The sequence below is a fragment of the Burkholderia sp. MSMB1835 genome (assembly GCF_001526365.1).
GTDB lineage: Bacteria > Pseudomonadota > Gammaproteobacteria > Burkholderiales > Burkholderiaceae > Burkholderia.
In genome coordinates this window covers 89,689-112,813 of sequence record NZ_LOYP01000050.1, presented here as the reverse complement: position 1 = coordinate 112,813, position 23,125 = coordinate 89,689, and the positions used below count along the sequence as shown (strand labels likewise).

Below are 23,125 nucleotides of genomic sequence, written 5' to 3'. Positions count from 1 at the left end.
CGCGGTACGCATCGACTTGAGTCCGGCCGCCCGATGAACTGACAGGCGGCCGTTTTTACATGCGCGGCGAGCATGCCATGCATGGTGCACGCCCTTCGCGTCCCTGCATCGCGCTCTTGCATTGCGCCGCGTAGAACCCGCCGTCAGCCGAGCGCCGCGAACCCCGGCACGCTGAACGACAGCACGGCCGCCGCGACGAATACGCCGATCATCGTCATCCCTTCGAGATGCAGGATGTTGCGGAACGTGTGCGCGTCCTCGGTCGACGCGGTGCGGCGCAGGCGCGGCAGCGCCGAGAAGCGGTTGAGCCCGCCGAGCACGAGCGCGAGCGCGACGAGCAGCAGCTTCAGCAGCAACACGCGCCCCCACGTGCTGCCGTCGAGCGGCGCGAGCGAGCCGCCGAGCCCGCGGATCGCGTTGAGCACGCCGGTGCCGAGCACGAAGACGACCGCGACGATCGACGTACGCGACAGCTGATGGCCGATGCGGATCAGCGCGCCGCGCGCGACCGACGACCCCAGCGCCGGCAGCACCGCGAGCCCGCCCGCGAGCACGAGGCCGCCCCATACGGCGGTGGCCAGCAGGTGCAGCGTCTGCACGCCGACCGCCGCGGACAGCACGCCGCTATCGGCCGCATGGCCGAGCGACGCCTTGCCGGCCGCGACCACGATCACCGCGAGCCACAGCACCGCATGCGCGAGCGGGCCGTCCGGCTTCGCGAGCGCGACGATCGCGAGCACCACCGCGCCGGCGAACGCGACGCTCCACGCGAAGCCCGTGTGCGTCTGCATCAGCATGACGGGCATCGCGGCGAACGCGCCGCCGAGCCCCGCGCCGCTCATCGCCGCGGCCTCGTAGACGAGCCAGCCGAGATCGGCGAGCACCAGCGCCAGCGCCGCCGCGACCAGCGAATGTTGCGCACGCAGCCATGCGGGGTGGGACGGCGCGACGACCGGCCGCGCGCCGTCCTTGCCGAGCCACGCCTTGAGCAGCGCCGAGCCGACCGCCATCGCGAACGCCGCGTCCATCAGCGCCGCGAGCGCGACCTGACCGATCCACAAGCTGTCGAACTTCATCGCGCATGCCCTCCCGCAAGCGGCAGGCCGGCAGTGCGGCGGCAACGGGACGGACGGCGTGAGGCAGGCAACGGCACGGTAAGAAACGTCATCGATGAATCCGGAAACGGGAGAAATGACTGGACCTGCGGCGGAGGCGGCGCCGCGCGACCCGCGAGTGTACGGTCTTCGAGGGTGAAAGCGCACGCCGGTTCACTCGCGCGCGGCGCAATGCGCGTCAAATTGTCGCAAGTCGCAAACAGACAGGAACCGATGTCCTTTCGTCAAATAGCCGTCATTACCCATCGATGATAGAATGCCGCGTCGCAGCAGCCCGGCTGTCCTGCCGTCCATGCGCCGAGCCGATCGTAGCCCGGACAAGGTCCCCGACGAATAATCATGGAGTCTCGTGTGTCTTCAAGACGCCTCTTCCGTCCGCTGCTCGCCGTTCTGATGATCGGCGGCGCGGGCCTTACGAGCGCTGCCCAAGCGCAGACCAAGCCCACGGAGCAAGCGCACGCCCAGCAGGCGCCGCTCAAGGCACCCGATACCATGGCCGAGCGCGTGCGCGGCTGTACCGCATGCCACGGCGTTCACGGCCAGGGCACGGACAACGACTATTTCCCGCGGCTTGCCGGCAAGCCGGCCGAGTACCTGTACAACCAGCTCGTCAACTTCCGTGACGGCCGGCGCAAGTACCCGCCGATGAATTACCTGCTGACGTACCTGAACGACGACTACCTGCGCGAAATCGCCGAGCACTTCTCGGCCGAGCGTCCGCCGTACCCGACGCCGGCGAAGCCGACGCTGCCGGCCGCGACGCTCGCGCGCGGCAAGCAGCTCGTCACGCAGGGCGATCCGTCCCGCAAGCTGCCGGCCTGCGTGGCCTGCCACGGCGCAGGGCTGACCGGCATGCAGCCGGCGATCCCGGGCCTCGTCGGCCTGCACGCCGATTACCTGAGCGCGCAGCTCGGCGCATGGCGCTCGGGCAACCGCCACGCGAAGGCGCCCGATTGCATGCACGACATCGCCGCGAAGCTTTCCGACGAAGACGTGACGGCCGTGACCGCATGGCTCGCCGCGCAACCGGCGCCCGCCAACCCCGTGCCGGCTCCGGCGCGTTCGATGAAGACTCCGCTCGCCTGCGGCAGCGAACCGCAATAAGGCAAGGGAGACAGACACAATGAAACGCAAGTCCCTGTTTGCACTCTCGGCCGTCGCGATCATCGCGGCCGCCGCCCTCGTGCCGGTTCTGTGGCCGGGCAACGACACGCTGCACGGCGCTGCCGCCGTCGCGGCCACGCCGGCCGACCAGGCCGCGCTGATCAAGAAGGGCGAATACCTCGCGCGCGTCGGCGACTGTATCGCGTGCCACACCGTGCGCGGCGGCAAGCCGTTCGCGGGCGGCCTGCCGATGGCGACGCCGTTCGGCACGATGTACACGCCGAACATCACGCCGGACGACAAGGACGGCATCGGCAAGTGGACGTCGGACGACTTCTACCGCGCGATGCACACCGGCCGTTCGAAGGACGGCAGCCTGCTCTATCCGGGCTTCCCGTTCGCGAGCTACACGAAGGTCACGCGCGCCGATTCGGACGCGATCTACGCGTACCTGCGCTCGGTGGCGCCGGTGTCGGTGCCGAGCCGTCCGCACGAACTGAAGTTCCCGTTCAACAACCGCAACCTGCTGATCGGCTGGCGCACGCTGTTCTTCAAGGAAGGCGAGTACAAGCCGGATCCGACGAAGTCGGTCGAATGGAATCGCGGCGCGTATCTCGTCGAAGGCCTCGGCCACTGCTCGATGTGCCACACGTCGATCAACATGATGGGCGGCCCGGTGAACTCGTCGGCGTTCGCCGGCGGCCTGATCCCGCTGCAGAACTGGTATGCGCCGTCGCTGACGAACGACAAGGAACTCGGTCTCGGCGACTGGCACGTGCAGGAGCTGTCCGACCTGCTGCAAGCCGGCGTGTCGCAGAAGGGCGCGGTGTTCGGCCCGATGGCGGACGTGGTCCACAACAGCCTGCAGTACATGACCGACGAAGATACGCGCGCGATGTCGACGTACCTGAAGTCGATCCCGCAGAAGGCCGAAGCCCCGAAGAACATGCAGTACGAGCCGTCGAAGCAGTTCGGCAACGCGCTGTTCGACCAGGGCAAGAAGATCTACGCGGACAACTGCGCGACCTGCCACGCCGAAAACGGCGCCGGCAAGCCGCCGGCCTATCCGCCGCTCGCGGGCAACCACTCGATCATGATGGAATCGGCCGTCAACCCGATCCGCATGGTGCTGAATGGCGGCTACCCGCCGAGCACGTTCAAGAATCCGCGTCCGTACGGGATGCCGCCGTTCGCACAGTCGCTGTCGAACCAGGAAGTCGCGGCGGTCGTCACGTATATCCGGATGTCTTGGGGTAACAACGGTACGCCGATCTCGCCGCAACAGGTGAGCGATCTGCGTTCCGCGCCGCTCGACTAAGAAGCGGCTCACACACACGGGGCGCGGCTGCGGGAAACCGCGGCCGCGCCCTTTTGCTTTTTGGCTGTTTTGCGATGCAGGTTTGCCGCGCGGGCCGCGCGACGCATCGCCGATCATAAAACTCAAGAGTGGTATCTATGTCTTTCGAATCTCTCGGCTTGGCCGAACCGCTGGTCAAGGCGGTCAACGAGCTCGGCTACACGTCGCCGACCCCGATCCAGCAGCAGGCGATCCCGGCCGTCCTCGGCGGCGGCGACCTGCTCGCCGGCGCACAGACCGGCACCGGCAAGACCGCCGGCTTCACGCTGCCGATCCTGCAACGCCTGCACACGTTCTATGCCGAGCACCGTGGCGCGAAGCGCGCGGTGCGCGCACTGATCCTCACGCCGACGCGCGAACTCGCCGCCCAGGTCGAGGAAAGCGTGCGCGCGTACAGCAAGTACCTGAAGCTGCGCTCGACCGTGATGTTCGGCGGCGTCAGCATCAATCCGCAGATCGATGCGCTCAAGCGCGGCGTCGACATCGTCGTCGCGACGCCGGGGCGCCTGCTCGACCACATGCAGCAGAAGACCATCGACCTGTCGGATCTCGACATCCTCGTGCTCGACGAAGCCGACCGGATGCTCGACATGGGCTTCATCCACGACATCAAGCGCGTGCTCGCGAAGCTGCCGCCGCAGCGCCAGAACCTGCTGTTCTCGGCCACCTTCTCCGACGAGATCAAGGCGCTTGCCGACAGCCTGCTCGACTCGCCCGCGCTGATCGAGGTCGCCCGCCGCAACACGACCGCCGAGAGCGTCGCGCAGAAGATTCACCCGGTCGACCGCGACCGCAAGCGCGAGCTGCTCACGCACCTGATCCGCGAACACAACTGGTTCCAGGTGCTCGTGTTCACGCGCACCAAGCACGGTGCGAACCGGCTGGCGGAGCAACTGACGAAGGACGGCATCAGCGCGATGGCGATCCACGGCAACAAGAGTCAGTCGGCCCGGACGCGCGCGCTGGCCGAGTTCAAGAACAGCACGCTGCAGGTGCTCGTCGCGACCGATATCGCCGCGCGCGGGATCGACATCGACCAGTTGCCGCACGTCGTCAACTTCGACCTGCCGAACGTGCCCGAGGATTACGTGCACCGGATCGGCCGCACGGGCCGCGCGGGTGCGACCGGCGAAGCCGTGTCGCTCGTGTGCGTCGACGAGAAGCTGCTGCTGCGCGACATCGAGCGGCTGATCAAGCGCGAGATCCCGCAGGAAGTGATCGCGGGCTTCGAACCCGATCCGAACGCGAAGCCGGAGCCGATCCAGCAGCGCCGCGGGCAACAGCCGCGCGGCGGCAACGGTGGTGGCGGCGGCAATCGCCAGCCGCGCGCAGGCGGCTCAGGCCAGCCGGCCGCGAAACGCGACGGCAACGCGCAACCGAAGGCGGCACCGCAGAAGGCCGCGAAGCCGCGCACGCAAGGCGGTGCCGGTGGTAACGGCGGCGGACGTCCGGCGGGCGGCGGCAACGGCGCCCGGCCGGCGAGCGGCAACGCGGCGCACGCGAACCGCAACCGTTCGTCGCGCAGCGGCCAGCGCGGTCACTGAAGCCGCGCGGCCGCGCGCCGCAGGTGCTCGATCTGGCGCTGCCAGCGCGCGAGCACCGCGGCGCGCTCCCCTTCCAGCGTGAACGTGATACCCGTCGCGAGACGCGCATAGCCGACCCGCTGCGCATCGCCGTGCGCGATCGTCGCAGCGAATCCGGCCAGTCCGCCGAAGTCTCCTTCGAGCGGCACCATCTCCAGTTGCGCCTGAAAGAACGCACCGTCCGCGACGAGCGTCAACGCGGCCGTGCGCCGTTGCGCGATCGCGCGCGCCGCTCGCGACTGCGGCCAGAGCGCGATCAGCAGCGTGCGCGCATCGTGTGCATAGATCTCGCCGACGCCGAGCAGCGTCGTGCGCAACTGACCGTCGTCGGTCGCGACGATCAGCGACGCGGCGATATCGGCATGACGTTCGAGTGCGGTGCCGTCGAACAACGACACGACGGCGGACGGCCACGCGTCGAACGTCCATTGTTCGAGCGCGTGGCGATGGGTATCGGTCATGATGGCGTGGCCCCGGTGCGGGTCGGATAAGGATGCGCCAGCCTGCGCGCGACGGGCCGCGCCGCGGCGATCAGCGCAGGAAAACGTGCCGCGTGATCTTCGTGAGCGGATAGTGGACGCCCGGCTGGATCTTCGCGGGCAGATCGAGCGGCTTGAGCAGCATCTTCACGCACATGTCGGCCGACAGGTTGCGCCGCACGAGCCTGCTGATGCGCGCGGCGCGCTCGCGGTTGTATTGGCTGTCGCCGACGCGGTCCGGATAGCGAATCGCGAAGACGTGGCGCAGCGCGATCTCGGAATCCTCGTTCTTGATTTCCATCACGCGGCGCGCGAGGGCCCCGAGCACCGCGAGCCGGCCGTTGCCTTCGACCTGGTTGTACTTCTTGAAGAATTTGAAGAAGTGCTTGTAGTGGCGCACTTCGTCCGTGCGGATGTTGTCGGTGATTTCCTTCAGCACCGGCTCATCCGAGCATTCGTTGATCGCGCGATAGAGCGTGGCCGTGCCCGTCTCGACGACGCAGCGTGCGACCATTTCAAGCGCGCGGGTTTTTTCGAACGCCTCGACCGAGCAGGTCTTCGAATACTCGGCAAAGAAATTCGCGAAGGCGGTATCCCAGTCGAACTCGGGCCACACGTGCGCGATGTACGCCTTCAGTGCGCGGCCGTGCTGCAATTCTTCGTGCTCCCATGCATTGTTGAGCCATGCGGAGACTTCAGGATCGTCATTGAAGAATTCGCTCAGATTGCTCGTATAGAGATCCGAGCCGCTTTCGATGAACGACGATGCGCACAGCAGCAACAACAGGTCCTCGTTCGCGGCGGCACGCTGACGATCGATCCGGTTCAGGTCGATGTCCTCGATACGCCACGGCATCACATGCGTCGTTTTGGTGTCCATGGTGGTGCGCTCCCAGTCGTCGCGCGGAGGCCGGCCCATGCCCGGGGCACAGGCGCCAGCCGATCCGCAGGCGGCGTTTTACATGCGTTTATAGTGAATCGGTCCGGCCGAACCATCCTGGCATCTTAGCCGGACTTTGACGTTCGTGCTCCAAAGCACTGACCATACCCGACAGGCGCAGTTCCACCGCGTCCGTTGCCGTTCGTTAGACGAGGCCTTCAAACCGCTTGCGCAGCGTCGAGGGCATGCGCCGCCTCAAACGAAACGGGCGGCCATTCGGCCGCCCGTGAAGCTGGACAACTGCAAAGAAGATCGGAAGCGATCCGTCAGAAACCGGCCGCGAGCCCGTCGCGCCGGCTGTCGCTCGCGGCCACGTAGCCGCGCTCCGGATCGTCGGGATCGAGGCGCCAGACGAACTGCCCCGAACCGAAATCCATGTAAGGATCGTCGATCGACTTGATCGTGTGGCCGCGGGCGGTCAGCGCGTCGACCGTCGCGCGGTTCATCGTCGCCTCGACGTCGAGCGTGAAGTCGCGGTTGACCTTCCAGCGCGGCGCGCAACACGCGGCCTGCGGCTGCTGGCCATAGCCGAGCATCCGCACGACGGTCTGCAGATGGCCCTGCGGCTGCATGTCGCCGCCCATCACGCCGAAGCTCATCACGGCCTCGGTGCGGCCGTTGGCTTCCTCGGTGACGAACGCCGGGATGATCGTGTGGAACGGCCGCTTGCCGCCCGCGACGACGTTCGGCGAAGCCGGGTCCATCGAGAAGCCATGCCCGCGGTTCTGCAGCGCAATGCCCGTGCCGGGCACGACGAGTCCCGAACCGAAGCCCATGTAGTTCGACTGGATGAAGCTCACCATCATGCCGCATTCGTCGGCCGCCGACAGGTAGATCGTGCCGCCCGAATGCGGGCGGCCGGCGGCGAAGTGCGTCGCGCGTGCAGGATCGATCAGCTTCGCGCGTTCCGCGAGATAGGCGTCGTCGAGCATCTGTTCGGGCGTGACGTCCATCGCGCGCGGATCGGCGACGTAGCGATAGACGTCCGCGAACGCGAGCTTCATCGCCTCGATCTGCAGATGCTGCGAATCGACCGAGTCGACCGGCCATTCGGTCGCGCCCGCGTGCTCGGCGATGCCGAGCGCGATCAGCGCGGCGATGCCCTGCCCGTTCGGCGGGATCTCGTGAATCGTGTGGCGGCCGAAGCGCTTGCCGATCGGCTCGACCCATTCCGGCCGATACGCACGCAAGTCGGCTTCGGTCAGCGCCCCGCCGCCTTCGCGCGCGAACGCGGCGATACGCTCGGCGAGCACGCCTTCGTAGAACGCACGCGCACCGTCCTTCGCGAGCGTGCGCAGCGTCTGCGCATGACCGGGCAGGCACATGCGTTCGCCAACGAGCGGCGCGCGGCCGCGCGGCATGAAGGTGTCCGCGAAGCCAGGCAGGCCCTGCAGTTCGGGAACGGCCGCCGCCCACTTGTGCGCGACGATCGGCGACACCGAATAGCCGCGCTCCGCGATCTCGATCGCCGGCTCGAGCAGGTCCGCGAACGGCAGCGAACCGAACTTCGCGTGCAGCGCTTCCCAGCCCGCGATCACGCCCGGCACGGTGACGGTGTCCCAGCCGCGCGTCGGCTGGTTCGCGATGCCGCGGGCGTTGGCGCCATGGCGCTTGCGGAAGTAGTCGACGTTCCACGCGGCCGGCGCGACGCCCGATGCATTCAGCCCGGACAGCCGCTCGCCGTCCCACACGAGCGCGAATGCGTCGCCGCCGAGCCCGCACGACACGGGCTCGACGACCGTGATCGCGGCGGCCGCGGCCAGCGCCGCATCCACCGCGTTGCCGCCCTTCCACAGCATCCGCAGCCCGGCTTGCGCGGCAAGCGGGTGCGACGTCGACACGACGTTGCGCGCGAACACCGGGATGCGGGTCGACGGATACGGGTTGTGCCAGTTGAAATCAGTCATCGATACCACCTCGTCGAAAGCCGAATGAACGCGCCCGCGCGAGCGGGCAATCCGCCATTGCAGCGCGATCAGCGCAATCGCACAAATTCATTTGTCACATGAATCCATGCAATTTCTACATGAATCATGTGCGCGGACGGCCGGCTGGCCGGCCGAACGCCGTTGCCGCCCTTACAATACCCGCTCCGTCTCACGACCCGACCATCGAGCCATGACCCGAGATCCCCGCCTCACCCTCAACGCGCGCCAGCAGGAACTGCTCGAATGGGTGCAGCGCGACGGCTTCGTGACCGTCGACGATCTCGCCGCGCATTTCGCGGTGACGCCGCAGACGATCCGCCGCGACGTGAACTGGCTCGCCGACCTGAACCTGCTGCGCCGCTACCACGGCGGCGCGAGCCTGCCGACCAGCTCGGAGAACGTGTCGTATACGGCGCGCCAGCGGATGTTCCACGACGAGAAGCGGCGCATCGCGGCGCTCGCGGCGTCGCACATCCCCGACCAGGCGTCGCTGTTCATCAACCTCGGCACGACGACCGAGGAAGTCGCGCGCGCGCTGAACCGCCATCACGGGCTGCACGTGATCACGAACAACCTGAACGTCGCGTCGATGATGAGCGGCTACCCCGACTGCGAGGTGCTGATCACGGGCGGCATCGTGCGGCCGTGGGACAAGGGCATCGTCGGCGAGCTCGCGATCGACTTCATCCGCCAGTTCAAGGTCGACTACGCGATCATCGGCACGTCGGCGATCGAGGCCGACGGCACGCTGCGCGATTTCGACACGCGCGAGGTGCGCGTCGCCGAGGCGATCATGCAGCATGCACGCACGGTCTACCTCGTGACCGACCATTCGAAGGTCGGCCGCCCGGCGCTCGTGCGCCAGGGCCATCTGAGCCAGGTGCACGCGCTTTTCACCGACAAGCCGCTGCCGCCCGACATGGCCGACACGGTGGCCGCCGCCGGCACCCAGGTGTACGTCGCGGAATGACGCGCGCGATGCTGCAGCGCACCTGAAACTTCAAGTGAAATCAAGAAGTTGACGCCGCGCGCGGACCGCTCGCGGCGGGCCCTTCTGTCAAACGGAAAATTAACGGGGCACGATTTGTCGTTGCCTGCGCACTCGACTAGACTCCAGTTCCCCGGCCCGTTCGCCGATCCGCCTGTGCCAGGGCGGTGCGAATCGCAGGCCGGCGAATGCAGCTTTTCCCCCCAAGCCATACCCTCGCGGGGTATCGCGCGGCGGCGTATGCGCCGGCCGCGCGGGCAGTCCGATTGCCATGGAGAGAACGATGCTGAGTCCGCATGAATTCGCCACGCTCTTGCTTGTGAAGGACGCGCCTGATCAGCGCGACATGGATCGGGATGAACTGGACATCCTGCTCGAACAACAGCTCGTCCGCCTGGAAGGGCTCGGCTCGGGACGCAAATACTGCGTGACCGAGACCGGCGACGCCGCGCTGCGATCCATCAAGTACCGCTATTCGTAAGCCCCGCCGCTTTGACCCGAACGCGCGGCCGGACTCCGGCCGCGCGTTCGTTCCGGCCTCCCGCCTGCCCGCCGTTCGCCGCCGTCGACATCAGCCGCCGCGCAGCGTCGGATCGACCGCCGCCCGCCAGCTGATGGCCTGCGCGCGCGCCCCATTGAAATAGGCGATCCAGCCGGCGCGCGCCGCCGCGTCGGGCGCCACATAGTGGGTCGAAAGTTCGTTTACGAACGCACAATAGTTCGCCTCGGTCAGCCCGCGATACCGTTTCGCGACGTACGCGTCGTACAGCGTCGAGTAGACCGGCTGCGCGTCCGCGCCCCAGTCGCGCGCCGCGCCGCCGCACGACGTCTGCAGGTCGACGAACGACGGCGCCCGCCAGTTGCCGGCGAGCGGCGGCATCCCTGCGCTGCACCCCGCCAGAAGGACGGCGCCCACGCCGGCCCACATCCCAATACGCATGATTCACCTCGCAAAACGGTCGATTCCGCCAGTATCGTCCGGGATCGGCGGACGCGCTACTGGCCCCGCTTTTTCGAACTTTACTTTTTCGATTTCGTTCGTTAAATTTCGAATTCGAACATTTCATGTTCGCCCTATTTCAACAGACGATAAGGACAGCAGGTGACCCAACCGAATCGCTACGATCTGCTCGTCGTCGGCGGCGGCATCAACGGCGCGGGGATCGCGCGCGATGCGGCCGGCCGCGGCCTGTCGGTCATGCTCTGCGAGCAGGACGACCTCGCGTCGCACACGTCGTCGTCCAGCACGAAGCTGATTCACGGCGGCCTGCGTTACCTCGAGTACAACGAGTTCGGGCTGGTGCGCAAGGCGCTGCAGGAGCGCGAAACGCTGCTGCGCGCGGCGCCGCACATCATGTGGCCGCTGCGCTTCGTGATGCCGCACATGCCGAACCTGCGCCCGGCCTGGCTGATCCGCATCGGCCTGTTCCTCTACGATCACCTCGCGAAACGCGAACTGCTGCCCGGCTCGCGCGGCATCGACATGCGCCGCCATGCGGCCGGCGCGCCGCTGATCGACTCGATCAAGCGCGGCTTCGTGTATTCCGACGGCTGGGTCGACGACGCCCGCCTCGTCGTGCTGAACGCGATGGATGCGAAGGAGCGCGGCGCCGAGATCCTGACGCGCACGAAGCTCGTTTCCGCCGAGCGCCGCGGCGACGCATGGGAAGCGCGGCTGCAGCAGGCCGACGGTTCGATCCGCGTCGTGCATGCGAGCGCGATCGCGAACGCGGCCGGCCCGTGGGTCGGCGAAGTGCTGCACGGCGCGCTCGGCCGCGGCGCGCATCACAGCGTGCGGCTCGTGAAGGGCAGCCACATCATCACGCGCCGCCTGTTCGATCACGATCACGCCTACATCTTCCAGAACCCGGACAAGCGGATCATCTTCGCGATTCCGTACGAGCACGATTTCACGCTGATCGGCACGACCGACGTCGAATACACGAACGATCCCGCGAAGGTCGCGATCGATCGCGACGAGACGCAGTACCTGTGCGATTCGATCAACCGCTACTTCAAGCGCAAGATCTCGCCGGCCGACGTGCACTGGACCTATTCGGGCGTGCGCCCGCTGCTGGAAGACGAGAACGCGGCGAACGCATCGGCCGTCACGCGCGACTATCGCCTCGAGCTCGACGACGGCGCGGGCGCCCCGCTGCTGTCGGTGTTCGGCGGCAAGATCACGACGTTCCGCAAGCTCGCGGAAGAAGCCGGCGACATGCTGTGCCGCGCGCTCGGCCGCGACGCGAAGACCTGGACGGCCGGCGTCGCGCTGCCGGGCGGCGACATCGCGAACGCGAAGTTCGACGTATTCGCCGGCGCGTTCGCGAAACGCCATCCGTGGCTGCCCGCCGCACTCGCGCGCCGCTATGCGCGTGCGTACGGCACCCGCGCGGAGCGCGTGATCGACGGCGCGAAGTCGCTGGCCGATCTGGGCGCCGAAATCGCGCCGGGCATCCACGACGCGGAACTGCGCTACCTGCGCGACGCCGAATGGGCGACCTGCGCACAGGACGTGCTGTGGCGGCGCTCGAAGCTCGGGCTGCACGTCGCGCCCGGCACGCTCGATGCGGTGACCGCCGCGGTCGACGCATGGTTCGCCGCCGCGCATGCGCCGCACGCCTGATTCGAATGCAGTTGCAGTTGCCTGACCGACGTTGACTCACCGACGCGCCGCCCACATGCGGCGCGCATCACAACTAAGCCAATCCACGGATGGAGATGAGAGACATGCAGGACCAGTACATCCTCGCGCTTGACCAGGGCACCACGAGTTCCCGCGCGATGCTGTTCGATCGCCAGGGCAATATCGTATCGATCGCCCAGAAGGAATTCGAACAGATCTACCCGCAACCCGGCTGGGTCGAGCACGACCCGCAGGAAATCTGGTCGACGCAAGCCGGCGTCGCCGCGGAAGCCGTCACGCGCACGGGCCTGAACGGCACGTCGATCGCCGCGATCGGCATCACGAACCAGCGCGAAACGACGATCGTCTGGGATCGCGAGACGGGCCAGCCCGTCTACAACGCGATCGTCTGGCAGGATCGCCGCACGGCCGACTTCTGCGATTCGCTGAAGCAGCAGGGCCTCGAAGCGAAGGTGCGCGCGAAGACCGGCCTGCCGATCGACGCGTACTTCTCCGCGACGAAGATCCGCTGGATCCTCGACAACGTGCCGGGCGCGCGCGACAAGGCGCGCCAGGGCAAGCTCGCGTTCGGCACCGTCGACAGCTGGCTCGTGTGGAACTTCACGAAGCACGAGCTGCACGTGACCGACGTGACCAACGCGTCGCGCACGATGCTGTTCAACATCCACACGCGCGAGTGGGACGGCGAGCTGCTCGAGTTGCTCGACATCCCGCGCAGCATGCTGCCGGAAGTGAAGGCGTCGTCGGAGATCTACGGCCACACGAAGACCACCGTGTTCGCGTCGAAGATCCCGCTCGCCGGGATCGCCGGCGACCAGCACGCCGCGCTGTTCGGCCAGATGTGCACGACCTCGGGCATGGTGAAGAACACCTACGGCACCGGCTGCTTCCTGATGATGAACACCGGCGACAAGCCGATCGAGTCGAAGAACAACCTCGTCACGACGATCGCGTGGCAGATCGGCGACGACGTGCAGTACGCGCTCGAAGGCAGCATCTTCATCGCGGGCGCGGTCGTGCAGTGGCTGCGCGACGGCGTGGGCCTCATCAAGACGGCCGCGGAAATCGAGGCGCTCGCAGCCAGCGTGCCGCATACCGACGGCGTCTACCTCGTGCCCGCCTTCGCCGGCCTCGGCGCGCCGCACTGGAACGCACGGGCGCGCGGCTCGGTGTTCGGCGTCACGCGCGGCACGAGCGCCGCGCATCTCGCCCGCGCGGCACTCGATGCAATCGCGTACCAGTCGCTCGACGTGCTGGCCGCGATGGAAGCCGACTCGGGCATCAGCATCGGCGAGCTGCGCGTCGACGGCGGCGCGAGCGCGAACAACCTGCTGATGCAGTTCCAGGCCGACCTGCTCGGCGTCGACGCGGTGCGTCCGCAGATCACCGAGACGACCGCGCTCGGCGCGGCCTACCTCGCGGGCCTCGCGATCGGCTACTGGAAGAACCTCGACGAAGTGCGCGACCAGTGGCAGCTCGATCGCCGCTTCGCGCCGTCGATGCCGAAGGAGCAGGTCGAGCAGCGCATGGCCGGCTGGCAGCGTGCGGTGCGCGCCGCGAAGGCATGGGCCGACGACACGCAGTAACCGCAACACCGTCGAACGAAATACAACAACACCGGCGGACCGCGCAGCGCGCGAGTCCGCCGCACTCTACGAGAGACAACATGTCACCTTATATTGCGGAATTCATCGGCACGGCGATCCTCGTGCTGCTCGGCAACGGCGCGGTCGCGAACGTGCTGCTTGCGAAGACCAAGGGCAAAGGCGCGGACCTGATCGTGATCGTGATGGGCTGGGCGATGGCGGTATTCGTCGCCGTCTACGTGACCGCGTCGTTCAGCGGCGCGCACCTGAACCCGATCGTCACGATCAGCCTCGCGCTCGCGGGCAAGTTCGCGTGGTCGAAAGTCGGCGGCTACGTGCTCGCGCAGATGCTCGGCGGGATGGCCGGCGCGTTGCTCGTGTGGCTCGCGTATCGCCAGCACTTCGCGAAGGAAGCGGATGCGGACCTGAAGCTCGCGGTGTTCTGCACGGCGCCGGCAATCCGCAGCGTCACGCACAACGTGCTGACCGAAGCGATCTGCACGTTCGTGCTGATCCTCGGCGTGCTGTACCTCGCGTCGCCGCAGGTCGGCCTCGGCGCACTCGACGCGCTGCCCGTCGGCCTGCTGGTGCTCGGCATCGGCATCTCGCTCGGCGGCCCGACCGGCTATGCGATGAGCCCCGCGCGCGACCTGTCGCCGCGCATCATGCATGCGCTGCTGCCGATTCCCGGCAAGCGCGACAGCGACTGGCGCTATGCGTGGGTGCCGGTCGTCGGCCCGCTGCTCGGCGGCGCCGCGGCAGCCGGCCTGTATCTGCACCTGCACGCGACGATCTGATCGCGGTTTCGCCCGGGTTTGCGCGCGGCAGCGGTTGCCGCGCGCTGCCGCGCTCCCCGCTTCTTCCCCCCGCTTCTTCCCCCCGCTTCTTCCCCCCGCTTCATTCTCACGTCGTCGTCGTCGGCTGTCGGCGCTCGTCGGTCGTCGTCGGATGCCTGTCGTCGGCCGTCGCTGTCTTCATCGCCGTCTTCGTCTCTGTCTTCGTCGCCGTTTTCGTCGCTGTCGACCCGCCTGAGGCCGCGCTCGGGCCGGCACCGCAGCGCGTCACCGCCGATCGCTCGCGGCCGATACCAGCGACTTCAGCTTCACCGTCGCATCCGCGACCGCGCCCGGCGTCACGTCGATCCCGCGCTCGACCAGCATGCGCGCGACGCGCATTTCCTTCGCGAATCCCGCTGCACGGCCGAAGCCGCTCGCCGCGACGAGCCGCTCGCTCGCGTCGAAGTGGAAATGAATCTCGGCGTCCTCGCCGAGCACGCGCGCGACCGTGCGCTCGCCGAACGCCGGTTCGCCGGCCACCTGCAGCTGCGCATCGTATTGATCGGACCAGAACCACGGCTTGTCGCGATACGGTTCGTCGGCACCCAGCATGTTGAGTGCGGCGACGCGTGCCTGCGTTTCGGCACCGTGCCAGGTTTCCTGACGCACGAACCGCCCGGACGACCCGCTCGGGAACACCGCGACATCGCCGGCCGCATAGATGCCGGGCGCCGACGTCTCGAGCCGCGCATTCACGACGATCCCGCGATCGACGGCGAGGCCCGCCGCACGCGCCAGCTCGTCCGCGGGTTCGATCCCGATGCCGGCGACCACGGTATCGGCGATCAGCGTGTCGCCGTCGTCGAGCACGACGGCCAGTGCGCCGTCCGGCCTGCGTGCGATCGCGACGGGCCGGCGGTTCAGGCCGATCGCGACGCCCCGCTGCACATGCAACGCATGCACGCGTGCCGCGATCGGCTCGGGCACCGCGCGGCCGAGCAGCCGCGGCGCCGCATCGAGCACGGTCACGCGGCAGCCGCGCTGCCGCGCCGACGCCGCGACTTCGAGACCGATGAAGCCGCCGCCGATCAGCACGATCCGCGCGTCGGGCACGAGCCGCGCGCCGAGCGCGGCCGCATCGTCGAGCGTGCGCAGTGCGAATACGCCGTCGAGTCGCGCACCCGGAATCGTGAGTCGGCGCGCGCGGCCGCCGGTGGCGAGCAGCAGCGCGTCGTAGCCGAACACGTGCCCGCCCGACATGCGCACTTCGCGTGCGCGCGGATCGATGCGCTCGACGGTCGCGACGATCCGCTCGATACGATCGGCCGCCCATGCGTCGGCATCGCGCAACCGACATTGCGCCGCGCTGCGCTCGCCGGTCAACACGCCCTTCGACAACGGCGGCCGCTCGTACGGCAAATGCGGCTCCGCGCCGATCAGCACGATGCGCCCGCGCCAGCCGGACGCGCGCAGCACCTGCGCCGCGCGGCCGCCCGCATGGCCCGCGCCGACGATCGCCATCACCCCGTCGCCCGTCATCGCGTCATACCTCGATCAGGATGCGGCCGTCCTCGACCTTCGCCCGGTAGGTGCGCAACTTCTCGCACGCGGGCGCCGACAGCGGCCGGCCGTCGCGCACGTCGAAGCGGCCGTTGTGCTTCGGGCATTCGATCACGTGATCGATCACGAGCCCGTCCGCGAGATGCACGTGCTCGTGCGTGCACAGGCCGTCGCTCGCATAAACCTCGCCGTCGATCCGGTAGATCGCGTACGTGCGGCCGGCATGATCGAAGCGCGCGACGTCTTCGTCGTCGATGTCGTCGAACGCGCCGGTGTCGATCCATTGCGTCATGGTGCGTGTCTCCTTCGTCGGGATAATCGATAACTGCTAGGCGCGCGCGGCACCGGGCACCGGCCGCACGACGTAGTCGGACGGGTCGCGCGTCTGCCGGACCAGCGCCGGCACGATCTCCGCATACGCGGCCAGCGTGCTGCGGTACGGCGGCGGCATGTCGGCCTTCACGGCTTCGTGCAGCTTCGGCAGCGCATGGAACGGCACCATCGGGAACATGTGGTGCTCGACGTGATAGTTCATGTTCCAGTACAGGAAGCGGAACACCGGATTCATCATCACGGTCCGGCAGTTGCGCCGATGATCGAGCACGTTCTCCGGCATGCCCGCGTGCTGCGTGAGGCCGAAATACAGATACAGCCATGCGCCGTAGAGGCTCGGCAGCCCGATGTAGAGCAGCGGCAGGATCGTGCGCCAGTACACGGCGGCGCCCGTCACGAGCACGTAGATCGCGAGATGAATGCGCGACTCGCGCACGACCTTCGGCCATTCCGATTCGGGCACGTAGGTGCGCTCCTCGTCGTCGAGCCGGCCGGTGACCGACACCGCGAGCATCTTGCGCAGCTCGCCGGCCACGTGCTTCAGCGCGACGACGTTCAGCGCGAGCGCGAGCCAGTCGGTCGGCTTCGGCGCGGCGATTTCCGGATCGCGCCCGACGACCAGCGTGTCGGTGTGATGGCGCGCATGACTCCAGCGCCATGCGGTCGCGCGACGGAACACCTGGAACGACGCGACCTGGTACAGCACGTCGTTCATCCAGCGCGTGCGGAACGCGGTGCCGTGCCCGCATTCGTGCCAACGCGAATCGGCCGGGCTGCAGTAAAGCGTGCCGTACACGAAGAACGCCGGGATCGCCCACGCCGACTGCGCGCGCCACGCCAGCCACGCGAGCGCGCCGCTGATCGCGATCGCCGCGTACCAGATCGCCGTGTCGCGAATCGCACGCGCATCGCCGCGCTGCATCAGCTGCTTCATCAACGGCCGCGGCACCGCGCACCGGTACCACGCGGCGTTGACGAGCCCGGCCGCGTGCGCGCGCTCGCCGGCGCCGCCGATCATTCTGTATTCCTGACGGCGCGCTGCCGTGCGCGCGCGTGCCGGGTCGTCGGTATGGGCCACTTCTGTCTCCTCGGGTTCTCGTGCGCGGCAAGCGCTTCGCAACAACACCGAAATTAGGCGAGCGGCCGCCCCGCCTCAATCGAAACGTTGACGAAATTTCGCCATCGCTTTAGCGTTGCCGACAACGCCACGCGATCGATGGCGCCCCCCACGATGGAGACGACCATGGCAGGTGAATCCGGGCCGCGCTGGCGCAAGCGCACCGCGCGCTTCGACGAGATCGCGGCGCTCGCCGGCGTCAGCACGACGACCGTCGACCGCGTGCTGAACGAACGCGGCAGCGTCTCCGCGCAGGCGCGCGAACGCGTGGTGGCGGCCGCTCGGCAGCTCGGCGTGCCGCGGCAACTGCCCGACACGCGGCACGGGCTGATCCACGTCGACGTGCTGCTGCCCGATACCGACGCGCCGTTCTTCCGGCGATTGCAGCAGGCGCTGGCGCGCGCGCTGCAGATGCTCGACCGGCGCGTGGTCGTGCACCGGACGATCCTGCCCGCCGCCGACGACGAGCGCGCCGCCGCGCTGATCGAACGGCCCGCGTACCGGCGCGCGGCGCTGATCGTCACCGCACACGACACGGCCCGCATGCGCGACGCGCTCGCCGGCGCGATCGCGCGCGGCGAGACCGTCGTCACGATGGTCACCGACATCGGCGGCATCGACCGCGCGCACTTTGCCGGCATCGACAACTATCGCGCCGGACGCACGGCCGGCTACTACATCGGCCGACTCGCGGCGCGCCCCGGCCGCGTGCTGCTGCTCGGCGGCCGGATGGGCTACCGCGCGCACGCCGACCGGATGGCCGGCTGCCGCGACCAGCTCGCCGACGCGTTCGCCGCGTTGCGCTGCGACGACGCGCCGGTCGAGACGCTCGATCAGGACGACCGTTGCTACCGCGCGGTGTCGAAGGCGCTGCAGGCGCACGACGACGTGGTCGCGATCTACAACAGCGGCGCCGGGTCGGCCGGAATCGAAGCGGCGCTGCGCAAGGCCGATGCGATCGGGCGCGTCGTGTGGATCGGCCACGAGATGATCGACCTGCACCGCACCTTCATCGAAGCCGGCGCGATGGATCTCGCGATCGATCAGGATCCCGACGGGCAGGCGCTTTCCGCGCTGCAGCACGTGCTGCATGCGTGCGGCATCGTCGAACAGCCGCCGCCGGACGACCCGGTCGAATTCCGCGTGTTCTGTCCGGCGAACGTGAGAACGAGCGCGTACCTGCACGCGTGAATCGCGCCGCACGGCGTGCCGCAGCCTCGCGGCGAAAAAAATCGATCGCCGCATTGGCGATTTTTCGTCAACGTTTGTCATGCAGCCCGCGCCGCGCATCCGTACAGTGGTCAGCCATCGATAGACGACGGACAGGAGACGATGGCTGAACCGATCCTCATCGGCGTGAACCTCGACGGCGTGCTCGAGCACGACGGGCTGCCGCCGCTCACGCCCGCCGAGCGCTTCCGGATGGTCGCCGCCGCCGGCGTGTTCGATTACGTCGAAAAGAACCCGGTGCGCGGCGAGGACCTGTCGCCGTATTTCGCGCTGGTCGACCGCCACGCGCTGCCGATTCGCGTGATCGGCGGCATCTGGCGCGCGGGCCGCGACGAAGCGCATGTCGCCGAGATCGTCGCGGCAGGCGCCCGCTTCGGCAGCACGGTGCTCAACTGCCAGTTGTTCGCGCACCACGCGGACGGCCATCCGCTGTCGGATCGCGAAGTCGCCGATTTCTACCTGCGCGCCTACGCATGGGGCGAGCCGGTCGGCTGCCTGCCGAGCCTCGAAGTGCACGTCGACATGTGGAGCGAGCAATTCGCGCGCGTGGCGCGCGTCGCACGGCACGTCGAGCAAGCCGGCGCACCATTCCGGATCACGCTCGATCATTCGCACCTGCTGTTCAAGATCGGCAATCGCGCCGAACTCGACGCAGCGGGCCTGCGCGAATCGGCCGACGGCGGCCGCGCGATGCTCGACCCGGCATCGCCCGCCGCGATCTACGCCGACTGGATCGCGCGCGGCTGGGTCCGGCATGCGCATGCGCGCAGCGTGACGCCGAACAACCCCGACAACCGCTGGATGCGCCGCGCGGACGGCAGGCCCGGCCGCGGCATCCAGTATCCGTTCGTCGCACCCGCGCAGGGCGCCTATCACGGCGAATGGCGTGCAGAGGCGCTCGATCCGTGGAAAGCCGCGCTGCGCCAGTTGCTGCAGGCGCACGCGCAGGCTCCCGCTGGCGCCCAGCCGGCACGGCTCGAACAGATCAGTTGCGAGTTCATTCCGTTTCCCGACTACGGCGGCGGCGCCCGCTATTCGATCTTCGACAACAACGTCGCGTGCGCGCAATGGCTGCGCGACGCCTGGCAAGCGCTTGCCGCGCACGCCGGCACCCGATCCGGACCCCGCCCCACTCGAGCCCCAAGGACAGAACGATGACACAAGCCTTCCACTTTTCGCTGAACCGGATGAGCGCGCCGCGCTTGCCGTTCGACCGCTACGTCGCGCTGTGCCGCCGCCTCGGCGTCGACGCGATCGAGATCCGCAACGATCTCGATGGCGTCGAGCTCGCCGACGGCACGCCGGCGGCCGCCGTACGCGCGACGGCCGAAGCCGGCGGCGTGACGATCCTGACGATCAACGCGCTGCAGCGCTTCGAGCAATGGAACGCCGAGCGCGCGGACGAGGCGACCGCGCTGGCCGACTACGCCGCGCAATGCGGCGCGCGTGCGCTGGTGCTGTGCCCGACCAACAGCCGCGGCGACACGCGCGGCGCGGACGCGCGCCATGCGGATCTCGTGACGGCGCTGCAGGCATTGAAGCCGATCCTCGCGGCCCGCGGCCTGCTCGGCTTCATCGAGCCGCTCGGTTTCGAGGAATGCGCGCTGCGCCGCAAGTCGGACGCGGTGAAGGCCATCTATGCGGCGGCGGGCGAACCGGTGTTCCGGCTCGTGCACGACACGTTCCATCATCACCTCGCCGGCGAAGACATTTTCTTCCCGAACCTGACGGGCCTCGTGCACCTCTCGGGCGTCGAGGAAATCGACCTGCCGGTCGACCGCATGCGCGACGGCCACCGCGTGCTGGTCGGCGGCGCCGACCGGCTCGGCAACATCCGGCAACTGCGCGAACTGCTCGCGCGCGGCTACCGCGGCGCGTTGTCGTTCGAGCCGTTCGCGAGCGAGATCGCCGAAGCCGGCGACATCGAGGATCGGCTGCGAGCGAGCATCGACTACGTGCGCGGCGAGTTGGCGGATCGCTGAGCCCACGGTCGTGACGGTGCGTGGCCCACGCCGGGCGCGCATCGTGAAAAAGCATCATCCCAAGGAGCACGAAATGATCGAATTCGCTTTGTTCGGCGCGGGCAGAATCGGCAAGATCCACGCGACGAACCTCGCGCGCCATCCGGGCGCGACACTGAAGTACGTGATCGACCGGCATGCGCCGTCGGCGGAAGCCCTCGCCCGCACGCATGGCGCGCAAGCCGCCGACATCGAGCGCGCGCTCGGCGACGCGTCGGTGCGGGCCGTCGTGATCGCGTCGAGCACCGACACGCACGCGGACCTGATCGTCGCGGCCGCGAACGCGGGCAAGGCGGTGTTCTGCGAGAAGCCGGTCGACCTCGCCGTCGAACGCGCGCGTGCGTGCGCGGACGTGGTGCGGCGCACCGGCGTGACCTGCATGATCGGCTTCCAGCGCCGCTTCGACCCGACCTTCGCGGCGCTGAAGGCGCGCGTCGAGCGCGGCGAGATCGGCGCGCCGGAAATGCTGGTCGTCACGAGCCGCGATCCGGGCGCGCCGCCGGCCGACTACATCCGCAGCTCAGGCGGCATTTTCAAGGACATGCTGATCCACGACTTCGACGTGTTCCGCTGGCTCCTCGGCGACGAAGCGCAGACGCTGCACGCGACGGGCAGTTGCCTGACCGATCCGGCCGTGCGCGACGCCGGCGACATCGACTCGACCGCCGTGACGATCCGCACGAGGCGCGGCTTGCTGTGCCAGATCAACACGTCGCGGCGCGCGGCCTACGGCTACGACCAGCGCTTCGAGCTGCTCGGCAGCCACGGGATGCTCCAGGCCGGCAACGTGCGGCCGACCGAGGTCAGCGCATGGCTCGCGGGCGGCATCGCGACGGACGTGCCGGAGCCGTTCTTCCTCGAACGCTACCGGCACGCATACGCGGCCGAGATCGCGCATTTCGTCGACGCGCTGCGCGACGGCACGCCGGTCCGGACGACGATCGACGACGGGCTCGCCGCGCTCGAACTGGCCGAAGCCGCGACGGCGTCGTGGAAAACGGGGCACGCGATCGCGCTGTGACGCAGCACACGGCGGCGGCGATCCGGGCAAGCGTGCCGCCGCCGCGCGATCGGCGGCACGACCGGCGCGGCATGCCGCACCGGCACGGCCGCATCGGGCGAATTTGCCGCCACGTCGCGCGGCCCGCGCGCGAAAGCACGTATGATGGCGAATCGATCGGCGTCGCCGATATCCCGCGTTTTCATCACCATGCTCGATCACCTCATCTGCGACTGCGACGGCGTGCTCGTCGACAGCGAAGTCATCGCCGACCGCGTGCTGCTCGACACGCTGTCCGCCACGTTCCCTAACCTCGATTTCGAAGCCGCCGCGAAGTCGGCATTCGGCCAGCAGACGTCGCGCTTCCTCGCCGGCATCGAATCCCGCTTCGGGGTCGAGATGCCCGCCAACTTCATCGAGACCATCGAGCACAACATCGAAGTCGCGCTCGCGCAATCGCTCGCGCCGATCAGCGGCGTGCGCGACGCGCTGCTGAAGGTCACGCTGCCGGCCGCCGTCGTGTCGAACAGCCGGCTCGTGCGCGTGCGCAACTCGCTGAAGCGCGCCTCGCTCACCGAGATCTTCGGCGAGCGCGTGTTCAGCTCCGAACAGGTCGCGCGGCCGAAGCCCTACCCCGACGTCTACCTGCATGCGGCGCACACGCTCGGCGTCGCGCCGGCGCGCTGCATCGTCGTCGAGGACAGCATTTCGGGGTTGAATGCCGCGCGGGCGGCCGGGATGAAGACGATCGCGTTCGTCGGCGCGAGCCACATCCCCGACAACTACGCGGACGCGCTGCGCGCGATGGGCATCACGCGGATCATGCGCAGGATGGACGAACTGCCGGCGCTCGTCGAAGCCGGCATGCGCGGCGAATTCGGCGACGTGCCGTGGTGACGTGCGGTGCGGCCGCGGGAACGGCGGCCGCACCGTCATTGCAGAACGAGCGGAACGCGGCAGCGCGTTCCGCGTGCTGCGCGTGGCGTTATTGCGCGGACGCGCTCAGCCGGGGCTGGGGCACGCCGTCCCATTCGGTCCCGTAGGGCACCGGTACCGGACGGGCATTCTCGCGCCAGCGCCCCAGCCAGTTGGCCAGCAGGTTCAGGAGCGTGCCGGGCTTGCAAGCGGGCAGGCTCGGCATCGGCATCGGCTTCCCGTTCGACCAATCGAAACCGCCGCTCACATGACCGCATTCGACCGCATTGATTTCACGCATCTGGTATTTCCTCCGTTGATTGACTGACCGCCCCGCCCGGATAGGGCGCCGGGCGGATCCGGCCCGAAGCAGGCCGGACGATCGACGGCCGGCATGCTTCGGAGTCCGGTAGTCTAGGAGTTCGCCCTCATGCCGGACATCGGAG

The 23,125-nt window shown here is 68.4% G+C and carries 22 protein-coding genes; 13 read left to right on the top strand and 9 right to left on the bottom strand.

Going from position 1 to position 23,125, the window contains the following annotated elements; all coding sequences use genetic code 11:
- Window positions 1-143: 143 nt before the first annotated feature.
- Window positions 144-1,076: a CopD family protein gene (locus tag WS96_RS23275; RefSeq protein ID WP_059835717.1), complete on the bottom strand. Its 933-nt coding sequence runs from the start codon at window positions 1,074-1,076 to the stop codon at window positions 144-146.
- A gap of 378 nt (window positions 1,077-1,454) precedes the next feature.
- On the opposite strand from WS96_RS23275, the gene WS96_RS23270 reads away from it, so the two are divergent.
- The 3 genes from WS96_RS23270 (at window position 1,455) to WS96_RS23260 (ending at window position 5,120) form a co-directional block, all read left to right on the top strand.
- Window positions 1,455-2,219, top strand: coding sequence for a c-type cytochrome (locus WS96_RS23270; RefSeq protein WP_034208313.1), 765 nt, complete (start codon window positions 1,455-1,457; stop codon window positions 2,217-2,219).
- Between the two features lie 19 nt (window positions 2,220-2,238).
- Complete coding sequence (locus tag WS96_RS23265) at window positions 2,239-3,537, top strand: c-type cytochrome (RefSeq protein WP_034208314.1); 1,299 nt, start codon at window positions 2,239-2,241, stop codon at window positions 3,535-3,537.
- Between the two features lie 137 nt (window positions 3,538-3,674).
- On the top strand, window positions 3,675-5,120 hold the full coding sequence (locus WS96_RS23260) for a DEAD/DEAH box helicase (protein WP_059822902.1): 1,446 nt from the start codon (window positions 3,675-3,677) through the stop codon (window positions 5,118-5,120).
- On the opposite strand, the gene WS96_RS23255 is transcribed toward WS96_RS23260, so the two are convergent.
- The 3 genes from WS96_RS23255 to WS96_RS23245 form a co-directional block, all read right to left on the bottom strand.
- Entirely contained in the window at window positions 5,114-5,620 is a 507-nt protein-coding gene (locus WS96_RS23255; RefSeq protein WP_059835715.1) for a hypothetical protein, read from the bottom strand. The genes WS96_RS23260 and WS96_RS23255 overlap by 7 nt on opposite strands.
- Window positions 5,621-5,690: 70 nt before the next feature.
- Window positions 5,691-6,518, bottom strand: coding sequence for a ferritin-like domain-containing protein (locus tag WS96_RS23250; RefSeq protein WP_034208317.1), 828 nt, complete (start codon window positions 6,516-6,518; stop codon window positions 5,691-5,693).
- Between the two features lie 326 nt (window positions 6,519-6,844).
- Window positions 6,845-8,485 (bottom strand): gamma-glutamyltransferase family protein, encoded by a 1,641-nt coding sequence (locus WS96_RS23245; protein ID WP_059835713.1) that lies wholly within the window; start codon window positions 8,483-8,485, stop codon window positions 6,845-6,847.
- A 211-nt stretch (window positions 8,486-8,696) separates the two neighbouring features.
- Here WS96_RS23245 and WS96_RS23240 point away from each other — a divergent pair, with 211 nt between their 5' ends.
- Both WS96_RS23240 and WS96_RS23235 read left to right on the top strand, forming a co-directional pair.
- Window positions 8,697-9,476 (top strand): DeoR/GlpR family DNA-binding transcription regulator, encoded by a 780-nt coding sequence (locus WS96_RS23240; protein WP_034208319.1) that lies wholly within the window; start codon window positions 8,697-8,699, stop codon window positions 9,474-9,476.
- A gap of 301 nt (window positions 9,477-9,777) precedes the next feature.
- Complete coding sequence (locus WS96_RS23235) at window positions 9,778-9,975, top strand: hypothetical protein (protein ID WP_006477892.1); 198 nt, start codon at window positions 9,778-9,780, stop codon at window positions 9,973-9,975.
- 90 nt (window positions 9,976-10,065) lie between these two features.
- Here the strand turns inward: WS96_RS23235 and WS96_RS23230 are convergent, their stop codons facing one another.
- Entirely contained in the window at window positions 10,066-10,434 is a 369-nt protein-coding gene (locus WS96_RS23230) for a hypothetical protein (protein ID WP_059835711.1), read from the bottom strand.
- A 162-nt stretch (window positions 10,435-10,596) separates the two neighbouring features.
- Between WS96_RS23230 and glpD the strand changes: the two genes are divergently transcribed.
- From glpD to WS96_RS23215, 3 genes are all read left to right on the top strand, one after another.
- Window positions 10,597-12,120 carry a glycerol-3-phosphate dehydrogenase gene (glpD, locus tag WS96_RS23225; protein ID WP_059835709.1) on the top strand — a complete coding sequence of 508 codons (1,524 nt, stop codon included), beginning with the start codon at window positions 10,597-10,599 and terminating at the stop codon, window positions 12,118-12,120.
- A 104-nt stretch (window positions 12,121-12,224) separates the two neighbouring features.
- On the top strand, window positions 12,225-13,727 hold the full coding sequence (gene glpK / locus WS96_RS23220) for a glycerol kinase GlpK (protein WP_034208322.1): 1,503 nt from the start codon (window positions 12,225-12,227) through the stop codon (window positions 13,725-13,727).
- A gap of 80 nt (window positions 13,728-13,807) precedes the next feature.
- Window positions 13,808-14,524, top strand: coding sequence for an MIP/aquaporin family protein (locus tag WS96_RS23215; protein ID WP_027785355.1), 717 nt, complete (start codon window positions 13,808-13,810; stop codon window positions 14,522-14,524).
- A 264-nt stretch (window positions 14,525-14,788) separates the two neighbouring features.
- Here the strand turns inward: WS96_RS23215 and WS96_RS23210 are convergent, their stop codons facing one another.
- The 3 genes from WS96_RS23210 to WS96_RS23200 are packed head-to-tail and all read right to left on the bottom strand — an operon-like array spanning window position 14,789 to window position 17,474.
- Window positions 14,789-16,042 carry an NAD(P)/FAD-dependent oxidoreductase gene (locus WS96_RS23210; protein WP_059835707.1) on the bottom strand — a complete coding sequence of 418 codons (1,254 nt, stop codon included), beginning with the start codon at window positions 16,040-16,042 and terminating at the stop codon, window positions 14,789-14,791.
- 4 nt (window positions 16,043-16,046) lie between these two features.
- Window positions 16,047-16,355 (bottom strand): non-heme iron oxygenase ferredoxin subunit, encoded by a 309-nt coding sequence (locus WS96_RS23205; protein WP_059835705.1) that lies wholly within the window; start codon window positions 16,353-16,355, stop codon window positions 16,047-16,049.
- Window positions 16,356-16,391: 36 nt separating this feature from the next.
- On the bottom strand, window positions 16,392-17,474 hold the full coding sequence (locus WS96_RS23200; RefSeq protein ID WP_059835703.1) for a fatty acid desaturase family protein: 1,083 nt from the start codon (window positions 17,472-17,474) through the stop codon (window positions 16,392-16,394).
- A 165-nt stretch (window positions 17,475-17,639) separates the two neighbouring features.
- Here WS96_RS23200 and WS96_RS23195 point away from each other — a divergent pair, with 165 nt between their 5' ends.
- The 5 genes from WS96_RS23195 to WS96_RS23175 all read left to right on the top strand — a co-directional run bounded on the left by WS96_RS23195 (window position 17,640) and on the right by WS96_RS23175 (window position 22,661).
- The gene (locus WS96_RS23195) at window positions 17,640-18,704 is read left to right on the top strand and encodes a LacI family DNA-binding transcriptional regulator (protein WP_059835701.1); all 1,065 of its coding nucleotides are present in this window, start codon (window positions 17,640-17,642) and stop codon (window positions 18,702-18,704) included.
- Between the two features lie 141 nt (window positions 18,705-18,845).
- Window positions 18,846-19,901, top strand: coding sequence for a hypothetical protein (locus tag WS96_RS23190; RefSeq protein WP_059835699.1), 1,056 nt, complete (start codon window positions 18,846-18,848; stop codon window positions 19,899-19,901).
- Window positions 19,898-20,725 carry a TIM barrel protein gene (locus WS96_RS23185; protein WP_059835697.1) on the top strand — a complete coding sequence of 276 codons (828 nt, stop codon included), beginning with the start codon at window positions 19,898-19,900 and terminating at the stop codon, window positions 20,723-20,725. The genes WS96_RS23190 and WS96_RS23185 overlap by 4 nt, the downstream gene beginning before the upstream one ends.
- A 73-nt stretch (window positions 20,726-20,798) precedes the next feature.
- Complete coding sequence (gene iolG, locus WS96_RS23180; RefSeq protein WP_059835695.1) at window positions 20,799-21,785, top strand: inositol 2-dehydrogenase; 987 nt, start codon at window positions 20,799-20,801, stop codon at window positions 21,783-21,785.
- 189 nt (window positions 21,786-21,974) lie between these two features.
- Window positions 21,975-22,661, top strand: a complete 687-nt coding sequence (locus tag WS96_RS23175; protein ID WP_059835693.1) for an HAD family hydrolase — start codon at window positions 21,975-21,977, stop codon at window positions 22,659-22,661.
- 88 nt (window positions 22,662-22,749) lie between these two features.
- On the opposite strand, the gene WS96_RS23170 is transcribed toward WS96_RS23175, so the two are convergent.
- Complete coding sequence (locus tag WS96_RS23170; protein WP_059835691.1) at window positions 22,750-22,980, bottom strand: hypothetical protein; 231 nt, start codon at window positions 22,978-22,980, stop codon at window positions 22,750-22,752.
- Window positions 22,981-23,125: the final 145 nt, after the last annotated feature.